General features: G+C 70.5%; 21 protein-coding genes. 9 read left to right on the top strand and 12 right to left on the bottom strand.

The genetic code is table 11. The features are described from left to right. Positions 1 to 138: 138 nt before the first annotated feature. The 8 genes from ASD79_RS04905 to ASD79_RS04940 all read left to right on the top strand — a co-directional run bounded on the left by ASD79_RS04905 (position 139) and on the right by ASD79_RS04940 (position 10374). Entirely contained in the window at positions 139 to 717 is a 579-nt protein-coding gene (locus tag ASD79_RS04905; protein WP_056719938.1) for an ANTAR domain-containing response regulator, read from the top strand. Then, a complete protein-coding gene (locus ASD79_RS04910; RefSeq protein WP_056719939.1) occupies positions 714 to 1871 on the top strand; it encodes a CmpA/NrtA family ABC transporter substrate-binding protein in 1158 nt (385 codons plus the stop codon). The genes ASD79_RS04905 and ASD79_RS04910 overlap by 4 nt, the downstream gene beginning before the upstream one ends. 434 nt (positions 1872 to 2305) lie before the next feature. After that, positions 2306 to 3526, top strand: coding sequence for a NarK/NasA family nitrate transporter (locus ASD79_RS04915; RefSeq protein WP_056719940.1), 1221 nt, complete (start codon positions 2306 to 2308; stop codon positions 3524 to 3526). 23 nt (positions 3527 to 3549) lie between these two features. Continuing rightward, complete coding sequence (nirB, locus tag ASD79_RS04920; RefSeq protein ID WP_056719941.1) at positions 3550 to 6018, top strand: nitrite reductase large subunit NirB; 2469 nt, start codon at positions 3550 to 3552, stop codon at positions 6016 to 6018. Beyond that, positions 6015 to 6362 carry a nitrite reductase small subunit NirD gene (gene nirD / locus ASD79_RS04925; protein ID WP_056719942.1) on the top strand — a complete coding sequence of 116 codons (348 nt, stop codon included), beginning with the start codon at positions 6015 to 6017 and terminating at the stop codon, positions 6360 to 6362. The genes nirB and nirD overlap by 4 nt, the downstream gene beginning before the upstream one ends. Then, complete coding sequence (locus ASD79_RS04930; protein ID WP_056719943.1) at positions 6362 to 9061, top strand: nitrate reductase; 2700 nt, start codon at positions 6362 to 6364, stop codon at positions 9059 to 9061. The genes nirD and ASD79_RS04930 overlap by 1 nt, the downstream gene beginning before the upstream one ends. Next, positions 9048 to 9830 carry a uroporphyrinogen-III C-methyltransferase gene (gene cobA / locus ASD79_RS04935; RefSeq protein ID WP_056719944.1) on the top strand — a complete coding sequence of 261 codons (783 nt, stop codon included), beginning with the start codon at positions 9048 to 9050 and terminating at the stop codon, positions 9828 to 9830. Before ASD79_RS04930 ends, cobA begins: the two co-directional genes overlap by 14 nt. 181 nt (positions 9831 to 10011) lie before the next feature. Then, entirely contained in the window at positions 10012 to 10374 is a 363-nt protein-coding gene (locus tag ASD79_RS04940) for a hypothetical protein (protein WP_056719945.1), read from the top strand. 4 nt (positions 10375 to 10378) lie between these two features. Here the strand turns inward: ASD79_RS04940 and ASD79_RS04945 are convergent, their stop codons facing one another. The 7 genes from ASD79_RS04945 to ASD79_RS04965 all read right to left on the bottom strand — a co-directional run bounded on the left by ASD79_RS04945 (position 10379) and on the right by ASD79_RS04965 (position 15500). After that, positions 10379 to 10738, bottom strand: coding sequence for a hypothetical protein (locus ASD79_RS04945; RefSeq protein ID WP_056719946.1), 360 nt, complete (start codon positions 10736 to 10738; stop codon positions 10379 to 10381). Next, entirely contained in the window at positions 10735 to 12288 is a 1554-nt protein-coding gene (locus ASD79_RS04950; RefSeq protein WP_056719947.1) for a GMC oxidoreductase, read from the bottom strand. The genes ASD79_RS04945 and ASD79_RS04950 overlap by 4 nt, the downstream gene beginning before the upstream one ends. Positions 12289 to 12328: 40 nt before the next feature. Then, positions 12329 to 14095 carry a M56 family metallopeptidase gene (locus ASD79_RS04955; RefSeq protein WP_056719948.1) on the bottom strand — a complete coding sequence of 589 codons (1767 nt, stop codon included), beginning with the start codon at positions 14093 to 14095 and terminating at the stop codon, positions 12329 to 12331. Further along, positions 14085 to 14453, bottom strand: a complete 369-nt coding sequence (locus tag ASD79_RS04960) for a BlaI/MecI/CopY family transcriptional regulator (protein ID WP_056719949.1) — start codon at positions 14451 to 14453, stop codon at positions 14085 to 14087. Before ASD79_RS04960 ends, ASD79_RS04955 begins: the two co-directional genes overlap by 11 nt. 100 nt (positions 14454 to 14553) lie before the next feature. Next, positions 14554 to 14676: a hypothetical protein gene (locus ASD79_RS23720; RefSeq protein WP_007674270.1), complete on the bottom strand. Its 123-nt coding sequence runs from the start codon at positions 14674 to 14676 to the stop codon at positions 14554 to 14556. Continuing rightward, the gene (locus ASD79_RS23725; protein ID WP_156400379.1) at positions 14673 to 14834 is read right to left on the bottom strand and encodes a hypothetical protein; all 162 of its coding nucleotides are present in this window, start codon (positions 14832 to 14834) and stop codon (positions 14673 to 14675) included. Before ASD79_RS23725 ends, ASD79_RS23720 begins: the two co-directional genes overlap by 4 nt. Before the next feature lie 123 nt (positions 14835 to 14957). After that, on the bottom strand, positions 14958 to 15500 hold the full coding sequence (locus ASD79_RS04965; RefSeq protein ID WP_056719950.1) for a DUF1697 domain-containing protein: 543 nt from the start codon (positions 15498 to 15500) through the stop codon (positions 14958 to 14960). 314 nt (positions 15501 to 15814) lie between these two features. Here ASD79_RS04965 and ASD79_RS04970 point away from each other — a divergent pair, with 314 nt between their 5' ends. After that, a complete protein-coding gene (locus ASD79_RS04970; RefSeq protein WP_056719951.1) occupies positions 15815 to 16072 on the top strand; it encodes a DUF559 domain-containing protein in 258 nt (85 codons plus the stop codon). A 124-nt stretch (positions 16073 to 16196) separates the two neighbouring features. Here ASD79_RS04970 and metC read toward each other — a convergent pair whose 3' ends face one another. The 5 genes from metC to ASD79_RS23130 form a co-directional block, all read right to left on the bottom strand. Beyond that, a complete protein-coding gene (metC, locus tag ASD79_RS04975; protein WP_056720093.1) occupies positions 16197 to 17357 on the bottom strand; it encodes a cystathionine beta-lyase in 1161 nt (386 codons plus the stop codon). Between the two features lie 143 nt (positions 17358 to 17500). Continuing rightward, complete coding sequence (locus tag ASD79_RS04980) at positions 17501 to 19048, bottom strand: GDL motif peptide-associated radical SAM/SPASM maturase (protein ID WP_156400380.1); 1548 nt, start codon at positions 19046 to 19048, stop codon at positions 17501 to 17503. A gap of 69 nt (positions 19049 to 19117) precedes the next feature. After that, complete coding sequence (locus ASD79_RS04985; protein ID WP_056719952.1) at positions 19118 to 19300, bottom strand: DUF1843 domain-containing protein; 183 nt, start codon at positions 19298 to 19300, stop codon at positions 19118 to 19120. A gap of 45 nt (positions 19301 to 19345) precedes the next feature. Next, the gene (locus tag ASD79_RS23125) at positions 19346 to 19519 is read right to left on the bottom strand and encodes a DUF1843 domain-containing protein (protein ID WP_082584812.1); all 174 of its coding nucleotides are present in this window, start codon (positions 19517 to 19519) and stop codon (positions 19346 to 19348) included. A gap of 72 nt (positions 19520 to 19591) precedes the next feature. Then, positions 19592 to 19759 carry a DUF1843 domain-containing protein gene (locus tag ASD79_RS23130; RefSeq protein WP_082584813.1) on the bottom strand — a complete coding sequence of 56 codons (168 nt, stop codon included), beginning with the start codon at positions 19757 to 19759 and terminating at the stop codon, positions 19592 to 19594. Between the last annotated feature and the right edge of the window lie 134 nt (positions 19760 to 19893).

Raw genomic sequence — 19893 nt, forward strand, 5'->3', positions numbered from 1 at the left:
CCCGCTCGTCATCAAGATCCCGCGATAGGCGCCAATATTTCAGGCGCCGCTGCCCACGCCGTGGGCTTATCGGTTAAGCTGGCCCGTGAACGGTGTTGAAACCTCCCGTCGCCGGGCCAAGGGACCTACGCCAACGCCATGCGCGTGCTTGTCATCGATCCGGATCCCGCGAGAGCCGCCCTGGTCGCTGAAGGTCTGGCCGGGGTGGACCCCTTGCAGGTCCGCCAGGCCACCACCTTCGATGAACGCGAGGTGCTGGAGTTCGCGCCCGACGTGGTGGTGATCGCCTCCGACAGCCCCGACCGCGACATCCTCGAAAGCCTTCGCGAGTCCTCGGTGAGCAATCCGCGCCCGGTGGTGATGTTCGTCGACCGCTCTGAGCCGGGCCTGGCCGAGCAGGCGGTCCGGGCCGGGGTGGCGGCCTACATCGTCGACGGCCTGTCGCCCGCCCGGGTGCGGCCGATCCTCGACGTCGCCATGAGCCGCTTCGCCCTGACGCAACAGCTGCGCGGCGACCTGGCCAAGGCCAAGGCCGACCTGGAATCGCGCAAGACGGTCGAGCGGGCCAAGGGCCTGCTGATGAAGGAGCGCGGACTGGACGAGGACGGCGCCTATCGGCTGCTGCGCAAGCTGGCCATGGACAAGGGACGACCGATCGGCGCGGTGGCCGCCGACCTGCTGGCCTTCGCCAACATCCTGAAGGGCGACGCCTCGTGAGCGGACTGGCCGACCTGACGCTGGGCTTCATCCCCCTGACCGACTGCGCGCCCCTGGTGGTCGCCAAGTCGCTGGGATTCTTCGCCGAGGAGGGGCTGGAGGTGACGCTCAGCCGCGAAGCCTCCTGGGCGACGATCCGCGACAAGGTGGCGGTCGGGGCGCTGGACGGGGCCCATATGCTGGCGCCCATGGCCCTGGCGGCCGGACTGGGCGACGACGGCGTCGTCGCCGCGCCGATGCTCGCACCCCTGGCCCTGAACCTGAACGGCAGCGCCATCACCGTTTCGACGGCCCTGGCCGACGCCCTGCGGGCGGTCGATCCCGAGGGCATGGCGGCGGATACGGTCACCGCGCGGCCGCTGGCCCGGCTGATCGAGGCGCGGCGAGGCCAGGGCGCCCCGCCGCTGATCTTCGCCGTGGTCTTCCCCTATTCGATGCACAGCTACGCCCTGCGCTACTGGCTGGCGCAAGCGGGCGTCGATCCCGACCACGACGTCCGGCTGGTGGTGACGCCGCCGCCGCGCGTGGTCGCTCATCTGCAGTCCGGCGGGATCGACGGCTTCTGTGTCGGCGCGCCCTGGAACGCCGTGGCCGTCAGCGAGGGGGTCGGCGAGATTCTGATCAAGGCGTCGACCTTCTGGCCCGGCGGGCCGGACAAGGTGTTCGGCGTCACCGAGGCCTGGGCGGCGCGACGTCCCGACGACCTGCGGGCGGCCCTGCGCGCCCTGATCCGCGCCTCGGCCTGGGCCGACGAGCCGGGCAACCACGCCGAGCTCGTGGCGCTGCTGTCGCGACCCGACCATGTCGGCGCCGAACCCGAAGTGCTGGCCCGCGCCCTGAAGCAGGAGATCGTCTTCCATCGCGACGCCGCCGGCCTGCCGCGCCGGGAGCACGCCCTGTGGTTCCTGTCGCAGATGGTCCGCTGGGGACAGGTCGGTCCCGACCTGGACCTCGAGGCCGTCGCCGACCAGGTCTATCGCCCCGACCTGTTCCGCGAGGCGGCCCTGTCGGTGGGGCCGGTGGTCGAGCCGGCCATGGTGTTCGCCGACGCTCCGCCGCCGCCGCCCGCGGCGCTGTTCGACGGCGCGCCGTTCGATCCCGCCGATTCCCGGGGCTATGCGGCGGGGTTCGCGATCGGGCGGGTGCAGGGCTAGCGCGCGATTTTTCGTGCCTGAATCGCCGCCCCCTTCTTCCGTTTCCCCGGCGAAGGCCGGGGCCCAGGTGAAACCCACGAGCCGTACTGGATGAATCTGGGTCCCGGCCTTCGCCGGGAAGCCGGAGGTGGGTGGCGCGCATCGACAACAAGCAAACACGCTCTGGGCGCGAGCGACCTGAAGCCACCGAAGGATCCGCGATCTGCTCATCCTTCAGGCAGAGGCGCTGCCTATCTGCTGAGCAATCGCGCGATGCGCGCCCATCGACACCGCATTGCAGCATGGCGCGTGACACCGCCGATCTTCCAGCTCTTCACTGACATCAGGCCTTCGGACAACGGCGTTCGTGGCTGCCAGAGACGACCGCTCGGATGCGGTCACCCGCCGGACGCTGACCCGTCCCCTCTCGCAGACACGCAACACCGAGGGCTTTCATGCTTTCTCGCGATTTCCTCAAGGCCGGCCACGCGCCGACGCTGTTCGCCGCGTTCCTGTATTTCGACCTCAGCTTCATGGTCTGGGTGATCCTGGGCCCGCTGGGCGTGGCCATCGCCAAGGACTTCCACCTCGACCCCGCCCAGAAGGGCCTGATGGTCGCCATCCCCGTGCTGGCCGGGGCGCTGCTGCGCCTGGTCAACGGCGTGCTGGTCGACCGGATCGGCCCCAAGAAGACGGGGATGATCAACCAGATGATCGTGCTGACCGGCCTGGTGCTGGCCTGGGCGGTGGGCATCCACAACTATCACCAGGTGCTGGCCCTGGGCCTGGTGCTCGGCGTGGCCGGCGCCTCGTTCGCCGTCGCCCTGCCGCTGGCCTCGCGCTGGTACCCGCAGGAGCATCAGGGCCTGGCCCTGGGCATCGCCGGGGCCGGCAACTCCGGCACCGCCCTGGCGGCGCTGTTCGCTCCCATGCTGGCCAAGGCCTTCGGCTGGCAGAACGTCATCGGCCTGGCGGCCATCCCGCTGGCCGTCGCCTTCGTCGTCTACATGCTGCTGGCCAAGGACGCGCCCGAGCAGCCCGCGCCCAAGACCTTGCCCGAGTACATGGAAGTGCTGAAGGTTCCCGACGCCTGGTGGCTGATGCTGCTCTATGCGGTGACCTTCGGCGGCTTCGTCGGCCTGGCCTCGTCCCTGACCATCTATTTCAACTCCGAATATGGCCTGGACCCGGTGGTCGCCGGCTTCTTCACCGCCGCCTGCGTGTTCGCCGGCTCGTTCATCCGGCCGGTGGGCGGGGCCCTGGCCGACCGGTTCGGCGGGGTGCGGACCCTGAGCTTCGTCTACGCCCTGGCCGCCGCCGGCCTGGCCCTGGCCAGCTTCCAGATGCCCTCGGCCTGGCTGGCCCTGGCGGTGCTGCTGTTCTCGATGCTGGCCCTGGGGGCCGGCAACGGAGCGGTGTTCCAACTGGCGCCGCAGCGGTTCCGCAAGGAGATCGGGGTGATGACCGGCCTGATCGGCATGACCGGCGGGATCGGCGGCTTCTACCTGGCCTCGACCCTGGGCATGGCCAAGAAGCTGACCGGCTCCTACCAGATCGGCTTCCTCGGCTTCGCGGCCCTGGCGGTGTTCGCGCTGTTCGCCCTGCACGGCCTGAAGGCCCGCTGGCGCTCGGTCTGGCCGACCCTGCACGCCGACGCCCGTCCGATCCGCGTCTAGTCCCGACGACCAGGAACATGACCATGAGCAAAGCCCAAGTCCGGGAAAGACTCGTCGTGATCGGCAACGGCATGGCCGGCTGCCGGGCGGTCGAGGAGGTCCTCAAGCGCGACCCCGACCGCTACGACATCGCCATCTTCGGGGCCGAGCCGAGGGTCAACTACAACCGCATCATGCTGTCGCCGGTGCTGGCCGGCGAGAAGACCTTCGCCGACATCGTCATCAACGACGAGGCCTGGTACGCCGACAACGCCATCACCCTGTACGCCGGGCGGGCGGTCACGGGTGTCGACCTGGAAGGCCGCAAGGTGGTCGCCGAGGGCGGGCTCGAGGTCGCCTACGACAAGCTGATCCTGGCCACTGGCTCGGACCCGTTCCGCCTGCCGCTGCCGGGCATCGACCTCGCGGGCGTGGTCACCTTCCGCGACCTGGACGACGTCGAGGCCATGGTCGCCGCCTCGGGCAAGCCCGGAGCGAAGGCCGTGGTGATCGGCGGCGGCCTGCTGGGCCTGGAAGCCGCCTACGGCCTGGCCCGGCGGGGCATGGCCGCCACCGTCGTTCACCTGATGGACGTGCTGATGGAGCGCCAGCTGGACGAAAGCGCCGGCTTCCTGCTGCGCGAGGCCCTGGCCGAGCGCGGCGTCGAGACGGTGATGGGCGCCCATTCCGAGGAGATCGTCGGCGTGGACGGCCAGGTCACCGGCCTCAAGCTCAAGGACGGCCGCGTCCTGCCGTGCGACCTGCTGGTCATGGCCGTGGGCATCAAGCCCAACGCCGGCCTGGCCAAGGCCGCCGGCCTCAACGTCAATCGCGGCGTGGTCGTCGACGACGCCATGCGCACCTCCGACCCGGCGGTGTTCGCGGTCGGCGAATGCGCGGAGCACCGCGGCAACTGCTACGGCCTGGTCGCGCCCATCTGGGACATGTGCCGGTCGCTGGCCCAGTCGATGACCGACGGGGAGGGCGCCTATGAGGGCTCCGTCCTCTCGACCCGCCTGAAGGTCTCCGGCGTCGACGTGTTCTCGGCCGGCAAGTTCGCCGGTGGCGAGGGCTGCGAGGACATCGTGTTCCGCGACGCCGGGCGCGGCGTCTACAAGCGGGTGGTGATCGAGGACGGCAAGCTCGTCGGTTCCGTCCTGTTCGGCGACGCCACCGACGGCAACTGGTACTTCGACCTGATGCGGGCCGGGACCCAGGTCTCCGACATCCGCGACACCCTGATCTTCGGCCAGGCCATCACGGAGGGTTTGTCCGGCCTGGACCCTAACGCCGCCGTTGCGGCCATGCCCGACACGCAGGAAATCTGCGGCTGCAACGGTGTCTGCAAGGGTTCGATCGTTTCGGCCATCACCACCCAGGGTCTGACGACACTGGATGACGTGAAGGCGGTCACCAAGGCCTCGGCCTCGTGCGGCTCGTGCACGCCGCTGGTCGAGCAGGTGCTGAAGCTGACCCTGGGCGACGACTTCAAGGCCCAGGTCGGCCCCAAGCCGATGTGCAAGTGCACGCATCACCCGCACTCGGCGGTGCGCGAGGCCATTCTCGACATGGACCTGAAGTCCATGCCGGCGGTGATGCAGGCCATGGAATGGACTACGCCCGACGGCTGCTCGTCCTGCCGTCCGGCCTTGAACTACTACCTGCTGTGCGCCTGGCCGGCCGAGTACCGCGACGACAAGCAGTCGCGCTATATCAACGAGCGGGTCCACGCCAACATCCAGAAGGACGGCACCTATTCCGTCGTGCCGCGCATGTGGGGCGGGATGACGACGCCCGACGAACTGCGGGCCATCGCCGACGTCGCCGACAAGTTCGCCATTCCCGCGGTCAAGGTCACCGGCGGCCAGCGCATCGACCTGCTGGGCGTCAAGAAGGACGACCTGCCGGCCGTCTGGGCCGACCTCAACGCCGCCGGCATGGTCAGCGGCCACGCCTACGCCAAGGGGCTGCGCACGGTGAAGACCTGCGTCGGCAGCGACTGGTGCCGGTTCGGCACTCAGGACTCCACCGGCCTGGGCATCCGCCTGGAGAAGTTCCTCTGGGGGTCGTGGGCCCCGGCCAAGGTCAAGCTGGCGGTGTCGGGCTGTCCGCGCAACTGCGCCGAGGCCACCTGCAAGGACTTCGGCGTGGTCTGCGTCGACAGCGGCTACGAAATCCACATCGGCGGCGCGGCCGGCCTGCACATCCAGGGCACCAAGGTGCTGACCCATGTCGCTTCCGAGGACGAGACCGTCTGGGTGATCGCCGCGGCTATGCAGCTGTATCGCGAGGAGGGCTGGTACCTGGAGCGCGTCTACAAGTGGATGGCCCGCGTCGGTCTGGAGAGCATCCAGGCCAAGGTCACCGATCCTGAAACGCGCAAGGCGCTCTACGACCGCTTCGTGTTCTCGCAGCGCTTCGCCCGCATCGACCCCTGGGCCGAGCGCGTGGCCGGTCGGCACAACGAGGAATTCACCCCCATGAGCCGCCGGATGGAGTTCGCCCCCGCATGAACGCGCCCGTGAAGTCCCCAATCTGGATCGACGTCGGCGCCGTGACCGACATCCCCCGCCGCGGGGCGCGTCGCGTCACCAGCCCGCGCGGCGACATCGCCATCTTCCGCACCGGCGACGGTGAGGTGTTCGCCCTGATGGACGCCTGTCCGCACAAGGGCGGGCCGCTCAGCCAGGGCATCGTCCACGGTCGCGCGGTGGCCTGTCCGCTGCACAACTGGTCGATCGACCTGGCCTCCGGCGAGCCCATGGGCGCCGACAAGGGCAAGGGCTGCACGCCGGTCGTGCCGCTGGAGGTGCGCGACGGCCGCCTGCTGCTGAGCCTGGCGACGGCGGTGGTCTGATGGCCGACGGCGGCGGCGCGATCACGGTCAAGACCGCCTGTCCCTATTGCGGGGTCGGCTGCGGCGTGACCGGGGCCGTCGCCAGCCAAGGGAGCGAGGGCCGGGCGCTGTCGGTGACGGGCGATCCGGCCCATCCCGCCAACCTGGGCCGGCTGTGCTCGAAGGGCACGGCCCTGGGGGCGACGGTGGGGCTGCAGGGCCGGCTGCTGGAGCCGACCATCGGCGGCAAGCCCGCCAGCTGGACCGAGGCCACCGCCCTGGTCGCCAAGCGCTTCCGCGACACCATCGCCAAGCACGGCCCCGACAGCGTCGCCTTCTACGTCTCCGGCCAGCTGCTGACCGAGGACTACTACGTCGCCAACAAGCTGATGAAGGGCTTCATCGGCTCGGGCAATATCGACACCAACAGCCGGCTCTGCATGGCCTCGGCCGTCGCCGCCCACAAGCAGGCGTTCGGGGCCGACCTGGTGCCCGGCTGCTACGAAGACCTCGACCTGGCCGATCTGGTGGTGTTCAGCGGCCACAACGCCGCCTGGACCCATCCGGTGCTGTTCCGGCGCATGGAGGCCGCCAGGGCGCGCGGCCAGAAGCACGTGGTCATCGACCCGCGCCGCACGGATACCGCCGAGGGCGCCGACCTGCACCTGGCCATCGCCCCGCAGAGCGACGTGCGGTTGTGGAACGGCCTGCTGGCCGACCTGATCCGCCGCGGCGCCATCGACCGCGACTACATCGCCGCCCACGTCAACGGCTTCGCCGAGATCGAGGCGGCTCTCGCCGAGCTGGACCAGTCGCCGGCCGCCGTGGCCGCCGACTGCGGCGTGGCGCTGGATGATTTGCTGAGTTTCTACAACCTCTTCGCCGATAACCCTAAGACCGTCAGCCTGTTCTCGATGGGGGCCAACCAGTCGGCCCAGGGCACGGCCAAGGGACTGTCGATCCTCAATGTCCACCTGGCCACCGGGCGGATCGGCAAGCCGGGGGCCTGTCCGTTCTCGATCACCGGCCAGCCCAACGCCATGGGCGGGCGCGAGACCGGCGGCATGGCCAACACCCTGGCCGGCCACATGGACTTCGCCCCGGCCGACCGCGACCGCGTCGCCCGGTTCTGGGGTGCGCCCGACACCGCCCGCGCCCCGGGCCTGAAGGCCGTCGAGATGTTCGAGGCGGTTCACGCGGGCAAGATCAAGGCGATCTGGGTGATGGCCACCAACCCGGCCGTCAGCCTGCCCGACGCCAGCCGGGTGCGCGAGGCGCTGGAGCGCTGCCCGTTCGTGGTGGTTTCGGACTGCGTCGACACCGACACCACGGCCTTCGCCGACGTCAAGCTGCCCGCCCTGGCCTGGGGCGAGAAGGATGGCACGGTGACCAACTCCGAGCGCCGGATTTCGCGTCAGCGGGCGTTGTTTCCCGCCCCGGGCCAGGCCCGGGCCGACTGGCGGATCGTCGCCGACGTGGCCAAGGCCATGGGGTTCGACGGTTTCGGCTGGGCCAGCCAGGCCAGCGTGTTTCGCGAGTGGGCGCGGCTGACGGCCTATGAAAACCAGGATCGCGTTCTAAACCTCTCGGGTCTTTCCGCTATCACGCCAGAGGCTTACGCGGGACTTCTGCCGGTCCAGTGGCCTGTCACGACGGACGGGCAGGGGACGCCGCGCCTGTTCACCAATGGCCGCTTCCAGACCCCCGACGGCCGCGCCCGCATGATCCCGACCCGGCCGCGCGGGCCGGCCGACGCCGTCGACGCGGCCTATCCTCTGTCGCTCAACACCGGTCGCATCCGCGACCAGTGGCACACCATGACCCGCACCGGCCTGGCCCCCGACCTCTGCCGCCACGCGCCCGAGCCGTTCGTCGAGATCCACCCCGCCGACGCCGAGGCCGCCGGCCTGAAGGACGGCGCCCTGACCCGGGTGATCACCGTGCGAGGCGAGGCCGTGGCCGTGGCCAAGGTCACCGACCGCCAGCGGCTGGGCGGGGTTTTCATGCCCATGCACTGGACTGACGCCTTCGCGCCGTCCGGCCGTTCCAATCCGCTGATCGCGCCCAATCTCGACCCGGTGTCCGGCCAGCCGGAGTTCAAGCACACCCCGGCCCGGATCCGCGCCTATCGCGAGACCTGGAAGGGGTTCCTCCTGACGCCCGACGCCAGGGGCGCGCCCGTCGGCCAGGACCTGGTCTGGCGGCGCATCCCGCAGGACGCCTGCCAGCTGCATGAGTTCGCCGGTCGCGGCGATGAGGCCCAGCGCGAGGCGGTGCGGAAGCTCCTCACCAAAGGCCTGATCGGCGAGGTCGTGGCTTATGACGACGCCGCCACCGGCGCGCGGCGCGAGGCCTGGGTCCGCGACGGCCGGCTGGTCGCCGTGCTGTTCATGACCACCACCGGTCGCCTGCCGCCGCGCGACTGGCTGGCCGAACTGTTCGCCCTGCCGGCGCTGGACGCCGTGGCCCGTTCCTCGTTGCTGTTCGGCCGCGCGCCGGGCGCGCCTGTCGACAAGGGCCCGCTGGTCTGCGCCTGCCTGAAGGTCGGGGCCAGGGCCGTGCAGGCCGCCATCGTCGCCGGGGCCGCCAGCCCCGACGCGGTCGGCGCGGTCACCGGAGCCGGAACCAACTGCGGGTCCTGCCGCCCCGAGATCGCCCGGATGATCGCCGCGTCGCCGGCTGCTTCGCCCGCCAAGGAGACCGCCCATGTCGTCGCATGATCCCAAGGCCGGCCACGTTCTGCTGGTCGGCGCCGGCCCAGGTCCCGTCGACCTGATGACCGTGCGCGCGGTGCGCGCCGTCGAGAGCGCCCAGGCCCTGCTGTACGACGCCCTGATCTCCGACGAGGCGATCGCCCTGGCCCCGCCCGGCTGCGTGCGCATCCAGACCGGCAAGCGGGCCGGCAAGCCCAGCATGCACCAGGACGAGATCAACCGCCTGATGCTGCGCCTGGCCCGCAAGGGCCTGCGCGTCGTGCGGTTGAAGGGCGGCGATCCGTCGATCTTTGGCCGGGTCGGCGAGGAGGCGGGCTTCCTGCAAGACCACGGCGTGCCGATCGAGGTGGTGCCCGGCGTCACCGCCGCCTGCGCCGCCGCCGCCCAGTTCGGTTTCCCCCTGACCCATCGCGGCGAGGCCCGCCGGGTGGTGTTCACCACCGCCCGCCTGGAGGCCGGCGCCCTGGCCGGCGACTGGAGCGCCGCGTCCGACCCCGAGGCGACCATGGCCGTCTATATGGGCGGCGAGGTCGCCGCGGCCCTGAGCGAGCGGATGATCGCCGCCGGCCGTTCGCCCGACACCCCGGCCGTGGCGATCGAACAGGCCGGCGGAGCCGAGGCCCGACTCTATCGCGGCACCCTGGCGACCCTGGCCGACCAACTGGCGGAGACGCGCGGCGGTCCCGTGCTGATCGTCATCGGCGAGGTCGCCGCCCAGGCGGGCGACGCGCGGGCTCTGACCGAGGAGGACGGCGCGCGGGTCCTGAGGGCGTGACGACCTGACCGTCCACGGCGAGTCCCTCGCGTGGCCGCCGTTCTGCGCAATTTGTCCGCTCATTGCAGCGATCGGCGGCGATGCGAACCCGCATCACGGCTGACATCGTCATTTTTGTTGCAAAATCTCGATCCGGACGCGAACTTTCTCCGCAAGCGAATTTTACAGGACGGAGATATCCATGCGCACCTCGATGTGCAGCGCCTTGGCGGTAGCGTCGTTGATCGCGGCCATTTCGGGTTCGGCCTGGGCGCAGGAAGCGGCGCCCGCCGCCCCCGCCGCCCCCGCCGCGCCCGGTTCCGTGGCGGCCGCGAAGGCGCCGCTCAACCTTGATACGCCGATCGCGGTCATCGCCGCCGACCCCAGGGGCAGGGCCGTCCTGGACAAGGACCTGCCGGGGCTGACGATCCACCCCATGTTCGAGTCGTTCAAGAACGACTCCCTCAAGCAGTTCCAGCCCAAGACCGGCGGCGCTATCAGCGACGACAACCTGGCGGTGACGGCGAAGGATCTGGCGGCTCTGGATATGCCCCAAGGCCGCTAGTCGGTCAGCGCGCCTCCAAGGCCAGCAGCGCGAACAGCGCGCCTTCGGTGTCGGACAGCCGCCATCCGCGATGGACGAACACCGCCCCGCGCCGGAAATCCTCGGCCACACGGCGGCGCAGGGCCGGAAGAACCTCTGGACCGCGTCCGTTCGGGAACAGCCGCGTGGTCAGGACGGCGGCGGTGGTCGGTGGCCGGGCCGCCAGCCAGGCCTGGCCGATCCGCGCGGCGGCGGCCATGTCCAGGTCCGCGAACAGCGTCGGCTTGAGGTCGGCGGAGCTCGCCCGCGCGAGGGCGGGCAGGGCGGCTCCAGCGGTCGCGGCGACCAGGGCGGCCAGCAGGTCGCGGCGGGCGAGGGCGGTCATCGACGGGCTCCGAACTCTTGCTTCAGGTGGTCGGCCAGGCGCATGACCAGGGCCAGGATCGTCAGGGTGGGGTTGGCGATGCCGGAAGTCGGGAACACCGAACTGCCGGCGACGTAGAGGTTGCCCGCCTCGTGGACCCGCCCGTCGGAGTCGACCACGCCCTGGCGAGGGTCGGCGTGCATCCGTGTCGTGCCCATGTGGTGGCGCGAGGCGCTGGAGATTTCCAACAACATCTGACGCTTGATCGGCCAACAGAGCCGGCCCTGGCCGGCGGCGCCCAGGGCGTCGCCGACGCCGGCCGCCGAGCGCTCCAGGCTGTCCCAGTCGGTCTTGGAATAGGCCCAGTCCAGGCGGATGCGCGGCATGCCCAGGGCGTCCTTGGCGGCGGCGTCGAGGGTCACGCGGCTGTCGGGATTGGGGAAATGCTCGGACATCGCGAAGAAGCCCAGAAGTTGGCCTCCGCCCGCGCCCTGGCCATCGATCCTGGCGGCGACCTTGCCGATCGTCTTGGTCTCGGTCTTGGCCTGTGTTCCGGCGCCGGTCTCCTCGCCGGCATAGAAGGTCGCGGTGAAGTTGCCGGTCCCCATCCGCTTCTGGGCTGGCGCGCCGCTGGCCAGCACGCAGTGGGAGCCGCGGCGGGGCCCAAGGTAGAGGTCCATCGGCGCGTCGCGCGAGATGTGGATGGCCGTGCCCTCCGTCTCGGCGTCGGTGTCGGCCGCGTAGGTGACGTGGCCCTGGAAGAACCGCCCGACCAGGTCGTGGCGGTTGCCGATCCCCGCCGCGCGGACGTCGTTGGAGGCCAGCAGCAGGCGGACGTTCTCGATGCCGCCGACCGCCAGGACATAGGTCTTGCCGCTGGCCGTGTGGCGCTTGCCGTCCAGGCAGGCCACCTCCAGCCCCGCGACCTGGTCGCCGGCCGGGTTCAGGGCAATCCGCACGACGTTGGCGTGCAGGTAGACGGTGATGTTGGCCGCGTCGGCGAAGTCGGTGCGGAAGCGGTCGAACGCCGCCTTGTCCGAGCCGCCGGAATAGCGGGTGAAGTGGCGTGGAGCCGGGAAGAAGCCGTCTTCGGGGGCCAGGTCCAGCGGCCTGCGCGCCGGGTCCTGGAGCATCTTGTCGTCGCGGCCGAAGCGCGGGATCTCCAGCAGGTCGCAGGCCCGGTCGTAGAACGGCTGTATCTGCTCGCGGGTGACCGGCCAGCCGCTGTGCGGCGCCCAGGCGCGGGCCGCGAAGTCGGCCGGGTCGAGCGGCGCGCACTTGCCGCCCCAGACCATGCCCGAGCCACCCAGCACCCGGGCCCGCGACTGGCCTGGATAGTCGTTGAACGGCTTGTCCGGGTTGTCGGGCGCGTGGACCACGGCCGAGCCGGCGTAGAGGGCCTGGTTGTCGGCGTCGATGTCGCGGCCGCCGCTCTCCAGGATGGCGACCTTGAGCGGGCCGCCGGCCAGTTCCTTGGCCAGGGTGATGCCGGCCATGCCGCCGCCGATGATCACCAGGTCGGCCACAATCGCGCTGGCGTCGGGCAAGGTTCGGGCGTCGATGAAAGCCATCGTGTTTCCTGTCGGGTTTTGAAGGGGTTAGGGCGTGGGCTTAAGCCCGCGCGCCCTTGGCCTTGAGGTAGTCGACGACGGCGCGGTGGCCGTGCTTGACGGCTTCGCCGAGCGGCGAGCGGGTCTCGCCGCGATTGGCGGGAACCGCGCGGTTCACGTCCGCGCCCTTGTCGACCAGGTAGGCGACGGTCGCCAGGTCGCCGGACTGGGCGGCGTTGATCAGCGGGGTTTCGTCGCCGGGCACGAAGGACTCGACCGAGGCTCCGTGCTCGACCAGGGTCCTGACGATGTCGAGACGGCCGCCGGCCGAGGCGGCGATCAGGGGATCGCCTTCGCCGCGCAGGGCTTGGCGGGCATCGGCGCCCTTGGCCAGCAGCAGGTCGACCAGTTCGACTCGACCCGAGCGGGCCGCCTCGATCAGCGGGGTGCCGTCGCCCGGCGCGGCGCGGTTCACATCGGCGCCCTTTTCGACCAGATAGCTGACGGTGGCCAGGTCGCCCGAGCGGACGGCGTTGATCAGCGGGGTTCCGTCGCCAGGCACATAGGTTTCGAGCCTGGCGCCGTGCTCGACCAGGGTCTTGGCGATGTCCAGGCGACCCTCGGCGGCGGCGGCGATCAGGGGGGCGCCGTCGCCGCGCATGGCCAGGCTGGGGTCGGCGCCGCTGTCCAGCAGCAAGGCGACCAGATCGGTCCGGCCCGCGCGGGTCGCCTCGATCAGGGGCGTCCCGTCGCCGGCGGCCTTGAAGTCGACGTCGGCGCCCTTGGCGATCAGGTCCTTGGCCCTGGAGGCGTCGCCGTCGCGAACCGCCTGGAACAGCGGGCTGGCGAAGGCCTGGACCCGGTCGTGGACCGAGGCGCGGCGGGCTTCGTGAACCACCCGGGCCGGCTGCGAGGCCCAGACGGCGAAGCCGGCGCCCAGGACGACGGCGGCGACGGCGCAGCCGCCGACGAGGCGATGGCCGCGGCCTTGGCGGTGCTGTTTCAGCATGACGAACCTCTCCTTGAGCTGCTTGTTGGCCGAGGCTGGCCAATGGCAGCCGAGCGGCGGCGCGTGGGGCGCCAGTTGGGTCTTGAGCATCGCCTCGCCATAGGCCAGGCGGGCGACCGGGAAGCGGGTCAGCACCGCCGCGTCGCAGGCGATCTCCTGATCGATGCACAGGCGACCGGCGCCGAAGTGGACCAGCGGGTTGAACCAGAACAGGCACTGGACCGCGGTCGTCAGGGCGTTGATCTGGGCGTCGCCGACCGACAGGTGATTGCGCTCGTGCGCCAGGATCAGGGCCTGCTCCTCGAGCGTGAAGCGCGCCGCGAAGTCGGCGGGCAGCACGACCTTTGGGAGCAGGGCGCCGATCACCGCCGGGCCGACGCCGGCGTGCTCGGCGTGGAACAGGTCGGCGTCGCCGCGCAGGCGTCCCAGCGACTTAACGAACCGGCGCTGGCGCTCGGCCTGGACGCCGATCGCCAGCAGGGCGACCAGGCCCCAGACGGCGACCAGCGCGTCATGAAGGCGCGGGGGCCCGACGCGGTCTCGCATGGCGGGACTGGAGACGGTCGCGGCGGGCTCGGACGGGGCGAGCGCCGTCCGCGTCGAGGCGGCCGGGGGCGGCGCGACGGGCGCCGGTATCGTCACGGTTCGCGCCGGGAGCAGGACGGCCAGGGCGGCGAGCGGCGCGACCAGCCAGAGGCCGTAGGCGGTCCGAGCCCCGAACAGGCTCCGCACCGGCCGGCGCAGGACCAGAACCAGGAGGATGGCCGCGCCCAGGGCCAGATTGGCGCGGACCAGCAGGGTCAGCAGGTCAGCGGCCATCGTCGTGCGCCTCCAGGATGCGGCGCAGTTCGGCGATGTCGGCGTCGCTCAGCCGCTCACGCTGCGAGAAGTGGCTGACCAGCGGCGCCAGACGGCCGTCGAACAGCCGGTCCAGCAGGCCCTGGCTCTCGGCGTGGACATAGTCGCCCTGGGCCACCAGCGGTCGGTAGAGGAAGCGCCGGCCGTCGCGCTCGGCGGCGATGGCGTCCTTCTTGAGCAGCCGGTTCAGCAGCGCCTTGACCGTGCCCTCCGCCCAGGCCTGCTCGTTGGCCAGGGCGGTGGTGATCTCCTCGGCGGTCAGCGGGCTTTTCGCCCACAGCGCCTTCATGATCTGGCTTTCGGCCGTACTGATCCGCATGGGAACGCTCCGTGTTCCCTCTAACGATTACCAACGTAATCGCTGCGGTCAATCAGCGATTATGTTTGTAAACGATATGTAATGCGGATGGCGCGGAGACCTAGGTCTTGGTGCCGCGCTCGGCCTTCGGATCGACGGGCGGCCGCGGGCGATCGCCGCCGGTGGAGCGCGGGTCGTTGAGGCCCTTGGGCGCGGAAGGGCGCGTACCCGGATAGGTCTTCATGCGTGGAGGTCCTGATCGGCCGAAGGGAAGCGGGCCGTGGTCCTGACGCGAGCCAGGGCGGGCTGGAGCATCGGCCGGGGCGACAGGAGTTTCCAGGCGAACGGAAGGGCGAGCGCGACCAGGGCGCACGCCGCCGACAGCTCGAAGAGCCAGTCCATGGGGTGATGTCTCGAAGGACGACCGCGCCGGAACCGATCAACCGCCTCGCGGCGGCTCGCTCTCGACGGCCGAGTTCCACCTATAGCAACGCGCGAGGCGTCTTGTCAGGTTCGAACTGGCGATCAGCCGGCGACCATCTCGGCCAGGGCCAGCACGGTCGTCCAGTTCCGGCCGGTGATCCGCGTGCCCAGGGTCTTCTCGACCAGGCTGTTGGTCAGTTTCGAACCGCCGACGCCGTCGGGATAGATGGCGTAGAGCTGGCGGCTCTCGGCCCGCACCTGTTCCGTGCCGCGGATCGCCGCGCGCAGGGCGCCGATGGCCTTCTTGTCCGGGGTGTCCTTGAGGAACAGGGTCACCAGCCAGCCGGGATCGGCCGCCGCGAACTCCGGGAACGGGTTGGCGGCGACCAGCGCCTGCCAGGCCTGGGCGGTGCGGACATAGACGTCGGTGCGCAGGGCGAAGCGGGCCATCAGCTCGGTCTCCAGCTGGGCCTGAAGTTCGGCGCCGGTGCGCCCGTCGCTGTTGAACACCAGGTCGCCGACCTTGGGGCCCATGCGCGCGTCGGTGTGGCCCAGGTCGGTCAGTAGGCCGGTCAGCTCCTCGGCGGCGATCAGGCGGCCGCCGGCGGCGTTGACGCCGCGCAGCAGGGCGATGTGGAGGGACATGGTCGGGCCTTTCGAACGAGGCGGCTGTTTAGACCTTCAACGCGCCGTCGTCGCGGAGGGATTTGGGGTGGTCGCGTTTCGCACACACCGCCCAACAGCCATTCCCGTTCCCGAGTGACGGACACAGCGCTACCGACACCGTCCGTCACCGCGCCGGCAGCGGACATGATGACTGTCTGTTCGGGTGGGTGGCGCACGTTGGCCGGCATGGCCTGGAACTCCTCTCTCATGGAGAGAGGGAGGGGCCCGCCGCGGAGCGGTGGGAGGGTGAGAGGTTTCACCCTTGGCCGGAAAATCTCGATTCCTTCCGTTGCGTGGTCTTTGAGGCGCTCTCAAACTGTCGCCATGGATGCGACCGCTACTTCGCGGACTTCGTCCGCGAGGCAGGCAAGCTCATCGTCGAACTGGATGGCGCCGCCCATGAAGGGCGCGAGGACTACGACGAGAACCGCACGCGGACGCTGGAGCTGTTCGGATACGCCGTGCTGAGGTTTCCCAACGAACGGGTCCTGGCCGATTCCGGCGGAACCGTCGCCGACATCCTGGCCGCGCTTCGATCGGGCAGGTTGTAACCTCTCACCCTCCCACCGCCTGCGGCGGCGGGCCCCTCCCTCTCTCTATGAGAGAGGGGAATTTAAGGTCCGCTCGGGGGTCAAAATTCGCCATGGGCTTGCGGTCGGCAAGCGGACCTTCAGGTCACCCCTTCAGCGCCACAAACCCCCGCTCCAGGTCGGCCTTCAGGTCGGCGACGCTCTCGAGGCCGACATGCAGGCGCAGCAGCGGGCCTTCCAGTTTCACGGGAACCGAGCGGTTCTTCAGCTGCGGATCGCAGTGGATGGCCAGGCTCTCGTAGCCGCCCCAGGAGAAGCCCAGGCCGAACAGTTCCAGCGCGTCGAGGAAGGCGTGGACGGCCTTTTCGGGCGCGGGCTTCAGCACCACGCCGAACAGGCCGCACGCCCCGGTGAAGTCGCGCTTCCACAGGGCGTGGCCGGGGTCGTCCTCCAGGGCCGGATGCAGGACGCGGGCGACCTCCGGGCGGTCTTGCAGCCAGCGGGCGATCTCCAGGCCGGCGGCCTGGTGGGCGGGCAGGCGGGTGGCCAGGGTGCGCAGGCCGCGCAGCACGGTGTAGGCGTCGTCGGGCGACACCGACCAGCCGATGTCCCACATCGCGTCGCCCAACTGGTTGCCGATGACGTTGTCGGCGGTGGCGGCGCTGCCCATGAACACGTCCGAATGGCCGCCGACATATTTGGTCAGGGCCTGGACGCTGATGGTCACTCCGTGGGCCAGCGGCTTGAAATAGAAGCTGGCCGCCCAGGTGTTGTCGATCAGAGTCAGGACGCCGCGCGCGTTGGCGGCGGCGGCCAGGGCCGGGATGTCCTGCATCTCGAAGGTCAGGGAGCCGGGGGCTTCCAGCAGGATCAGCCGGGTGCGCGGCGTGCACAGGGCCATCACCCCTTCGGGCGACAGGGCCGGGTCGTAGTAGCTGGTCCTTACGCCGAAGCGGGTCAGCACCCGGTCGCAGAACCGGCGGGTGGGCTTGTAGGCGCTGTCGACCACCAGGATTTCGTCGCCGGCCTTCAGCAGGGCCAGCATGACGCCGGTGATGGCGGCCAGCCCCGAGGGGTAGAGCGTGACGTCCGGCGAGCCCTCCAGCTCGGCCAGGGCCAGCTGCAGGTTGGCCGGCGAGGACAGGCCGGTGATGCCGTAGGTCAGCTGACTTTCATCATACAACGAGGCGGCGTTGGGCAGCAGCACCGTCGAACCGCGCTGGATCGGCGGATTGACCGTGCGGGCCAGCGTGCCGCCACCCTTGGGCGGGGCCCCCTTGCGGATCAGGCGGGTTTCTTCATCCAGGGGCATGGCGGACTCGGGGCGGCTGCGACACCTGGAGGTGTACGGCGGGCGCGCGAGCCGGTTCAAGGCCGGAAATCCTGTCCAGGCTTGGAGAGGCGCTGGCGGGGGCAGGGCTGGGGACACGCACATGTGCGTGTCCCCGACTAAGCCCCCGTCTCCAGGCGCGCGGCGCGGGCTTGGGCGGCCTTGGCCAGGATGCGGGTGGCGTCGGCGATCAGCGCCCGGCGGCGCGTCTGCTCGGCCTCGTGCGCGGTCGCCGCCGTCGCGACGTCGGCGTCGCAATGCGGGCAGGTCACCTCATGCGGCCAGATGTATTGCTGGCAGGACCGGCAGGGCTTGAGGCTGGGGGGCAGGGCGCCGCCGGCCGCCGAGCGCTCGCGCCGCGCCACGTGCACCGCCGCCGGATCGCGGACCGGCAGGGGCGTGACCTCGGCCCCGGGGATCGCTTCGGTGATCAGGGCGAATTCGCCGACGGCGAAGCTTTCCTGCGGCGCCTCGCGAATCTTGACCACCCGCTCGCGCAGGCCGTGCTTGGCCAAGTCGAGCACCCGGTGGTGGCAGTAAGGGTTGTTGCCCCGCTTGCCCAGCAGCGACTCCGAGGTCCAGGTGCAGCCGGCCCGGCAGACGTCGGCGTAGTAGCAGGTGCGGCAATAGCCCCACAGCTCCTCGACGTCGCGCAGGCGGCCGAAGCTCATCTTCTCGCTGTGGCGCCAGATGTCGCCGACGCTCATCTCGCGCACATTGCCGGCCGCGTAGAGCGAGGTCGCCAGGGAGGGGCAGCCCTTGATCGTGCCGTCGGCCTCGATGCCGATGCCGGTCTGGCCGGCCGAGCAGCCGTTCCAGTGGTCGGCGTCGTCGCCGAAGCCGCGCCAGATGTGCTCGTAGGGGCCGAAATAGCCGACATTGTTGCCGACCACCATCAGCAGGCCCCGGGCCTCGCCCTCGCGATAGAGCCTGGCCAGCAGGGGCATGACCTCGATCAGCTTGTAGGGCTGCAGCAGCAGTTCGGGATTGTCGACCGCGTTGCCCATGGCGACGGTCAGCTGGATCTGCCAGTGGGTGGCGCCGGCCTCGATGATGCGGTCCATCAGCTCGGGCAGGTGCTCGGCGGTCTCTGCCCCGATCTGGGTGTTGACCGAGACGGCCATGCCCCGGGCCTTGGCGCGCTTGAGGGCGTCGATCGCCTGGTCGTAGGAGCCGGGCACGCCGCGCACCCGGTCGTGCAGCTCGGGCAGGCCGTCGATCGACACGCCCACCCCTTGCAGCCCGGCCTCGGCCGCCTCGTCCAGGCGCTTGTCGGTCAGGTTGCGGGCCCCGGTCTGGATGGCGGTGCGGATGCCGTGGTCGCGGCTGCGGCGGATCAGCTCGATCCAGTCCTTGCGCAGATAGGCCTCGCCGCCGATCAGGGTCAGCTCCCGCGTGCCCAGCGCCGCCAGGTGGTCGACCAGCTCCAGCGCCTCGGCGGTGTTCAGCTCGTCGCTGCGCGGCCGGCCGGCGCGCGAGCCGCAGTGCTGGCACTTGAGATTGCAGGCCAGGGTGACTTCCCAGACCACGTGCACCGGCACCAGTTCGGTATAGTCGCTGTCGACCCGGTAGCGGACGGGCTTGCCGACCAGGCCCTGGGGCAGGCTGGCGGGCAGGCCGGCGGGCGCCGAAGCGTCGGCTGGAGCGTACGAGATCGTGTCCGTCATCACGTTCGGTCCTTGATCGGCCTGGAAGACGCGCCCGCCGACGCCGGACGCCGGCGGGCGCGGGGGAGATCAGCGCTTGGCGCCGCCTTCGAGCTTGGCGATCTCGACCTTGAGCGCCGTCAGCAGGGTGGGGACGTCGCCGTACTCGGCCAGATGCGCCTCGGCCTGGGCCTGGAGGCGCTGGAGTTCGGCCAGGTCGCCCTTGGCGATGCCGTCGGTGATGGCCTGTCCGTAGAGGATGATGATGGCCATGGTCTTGGCCTCCGTCTGAGGTGGGTGGGATGGCGGCGTCGCGGATCAGCCGCGGCGTTCGAGCTTGGCGATCTCGACCTTCAGCAGGGCGAGCAGAGTGGGGATGTCGCCATATTCGGCCACATGGGCCTCGGCCGCGGCCTGGGCCTCCTTCAGCCGGGCCAGTTCGCCGGACGCGATCGCGTCGGTGACCGCGACGCCATAGGGTTTGATGCTCATGAGCGGTTTCCTCGCTTGGCCCCTTTTCGGAGCCCTGTGTTGGGGCGGTCTCGTGTCGGCCGGGGCCGGGCGTCAGGTCAGCTTGGCGATCTCGACCTTCAGCAGGGAGAGCAGGGTGGAGATGTCGCCGTGCTCGCGCACGTGCTCTTCGGCCAGGGTCTGCAGCTTGCGCAACTGGTCCAGGTCACCGCCGGACACGGCCTGGGTGATGGCGGCGGCATAAAGGGGGATCGGCGTCATGGGGACCTCCTGAGGACATGGGGGCATGGAGCAAGGGGCCGCGTTCCGGGGGAGCGCGTCCAAACAGGGTGAGGGTCTCGAACGGACTTGGAGGCGGAGCCTGCGGCGCACGGGCTTGGGACAGGCGACGCGAG

It is taken from the genome of Caulobacter sp. Root655, from assembly GCF_001427665.1.
In the GTDB taxonomy this organism is placed as follows: Bacteria; Pseudomonadota; Alphaproteobacteria; order Caulobacterales; family Caulobacteraceae; genus Caulobacter.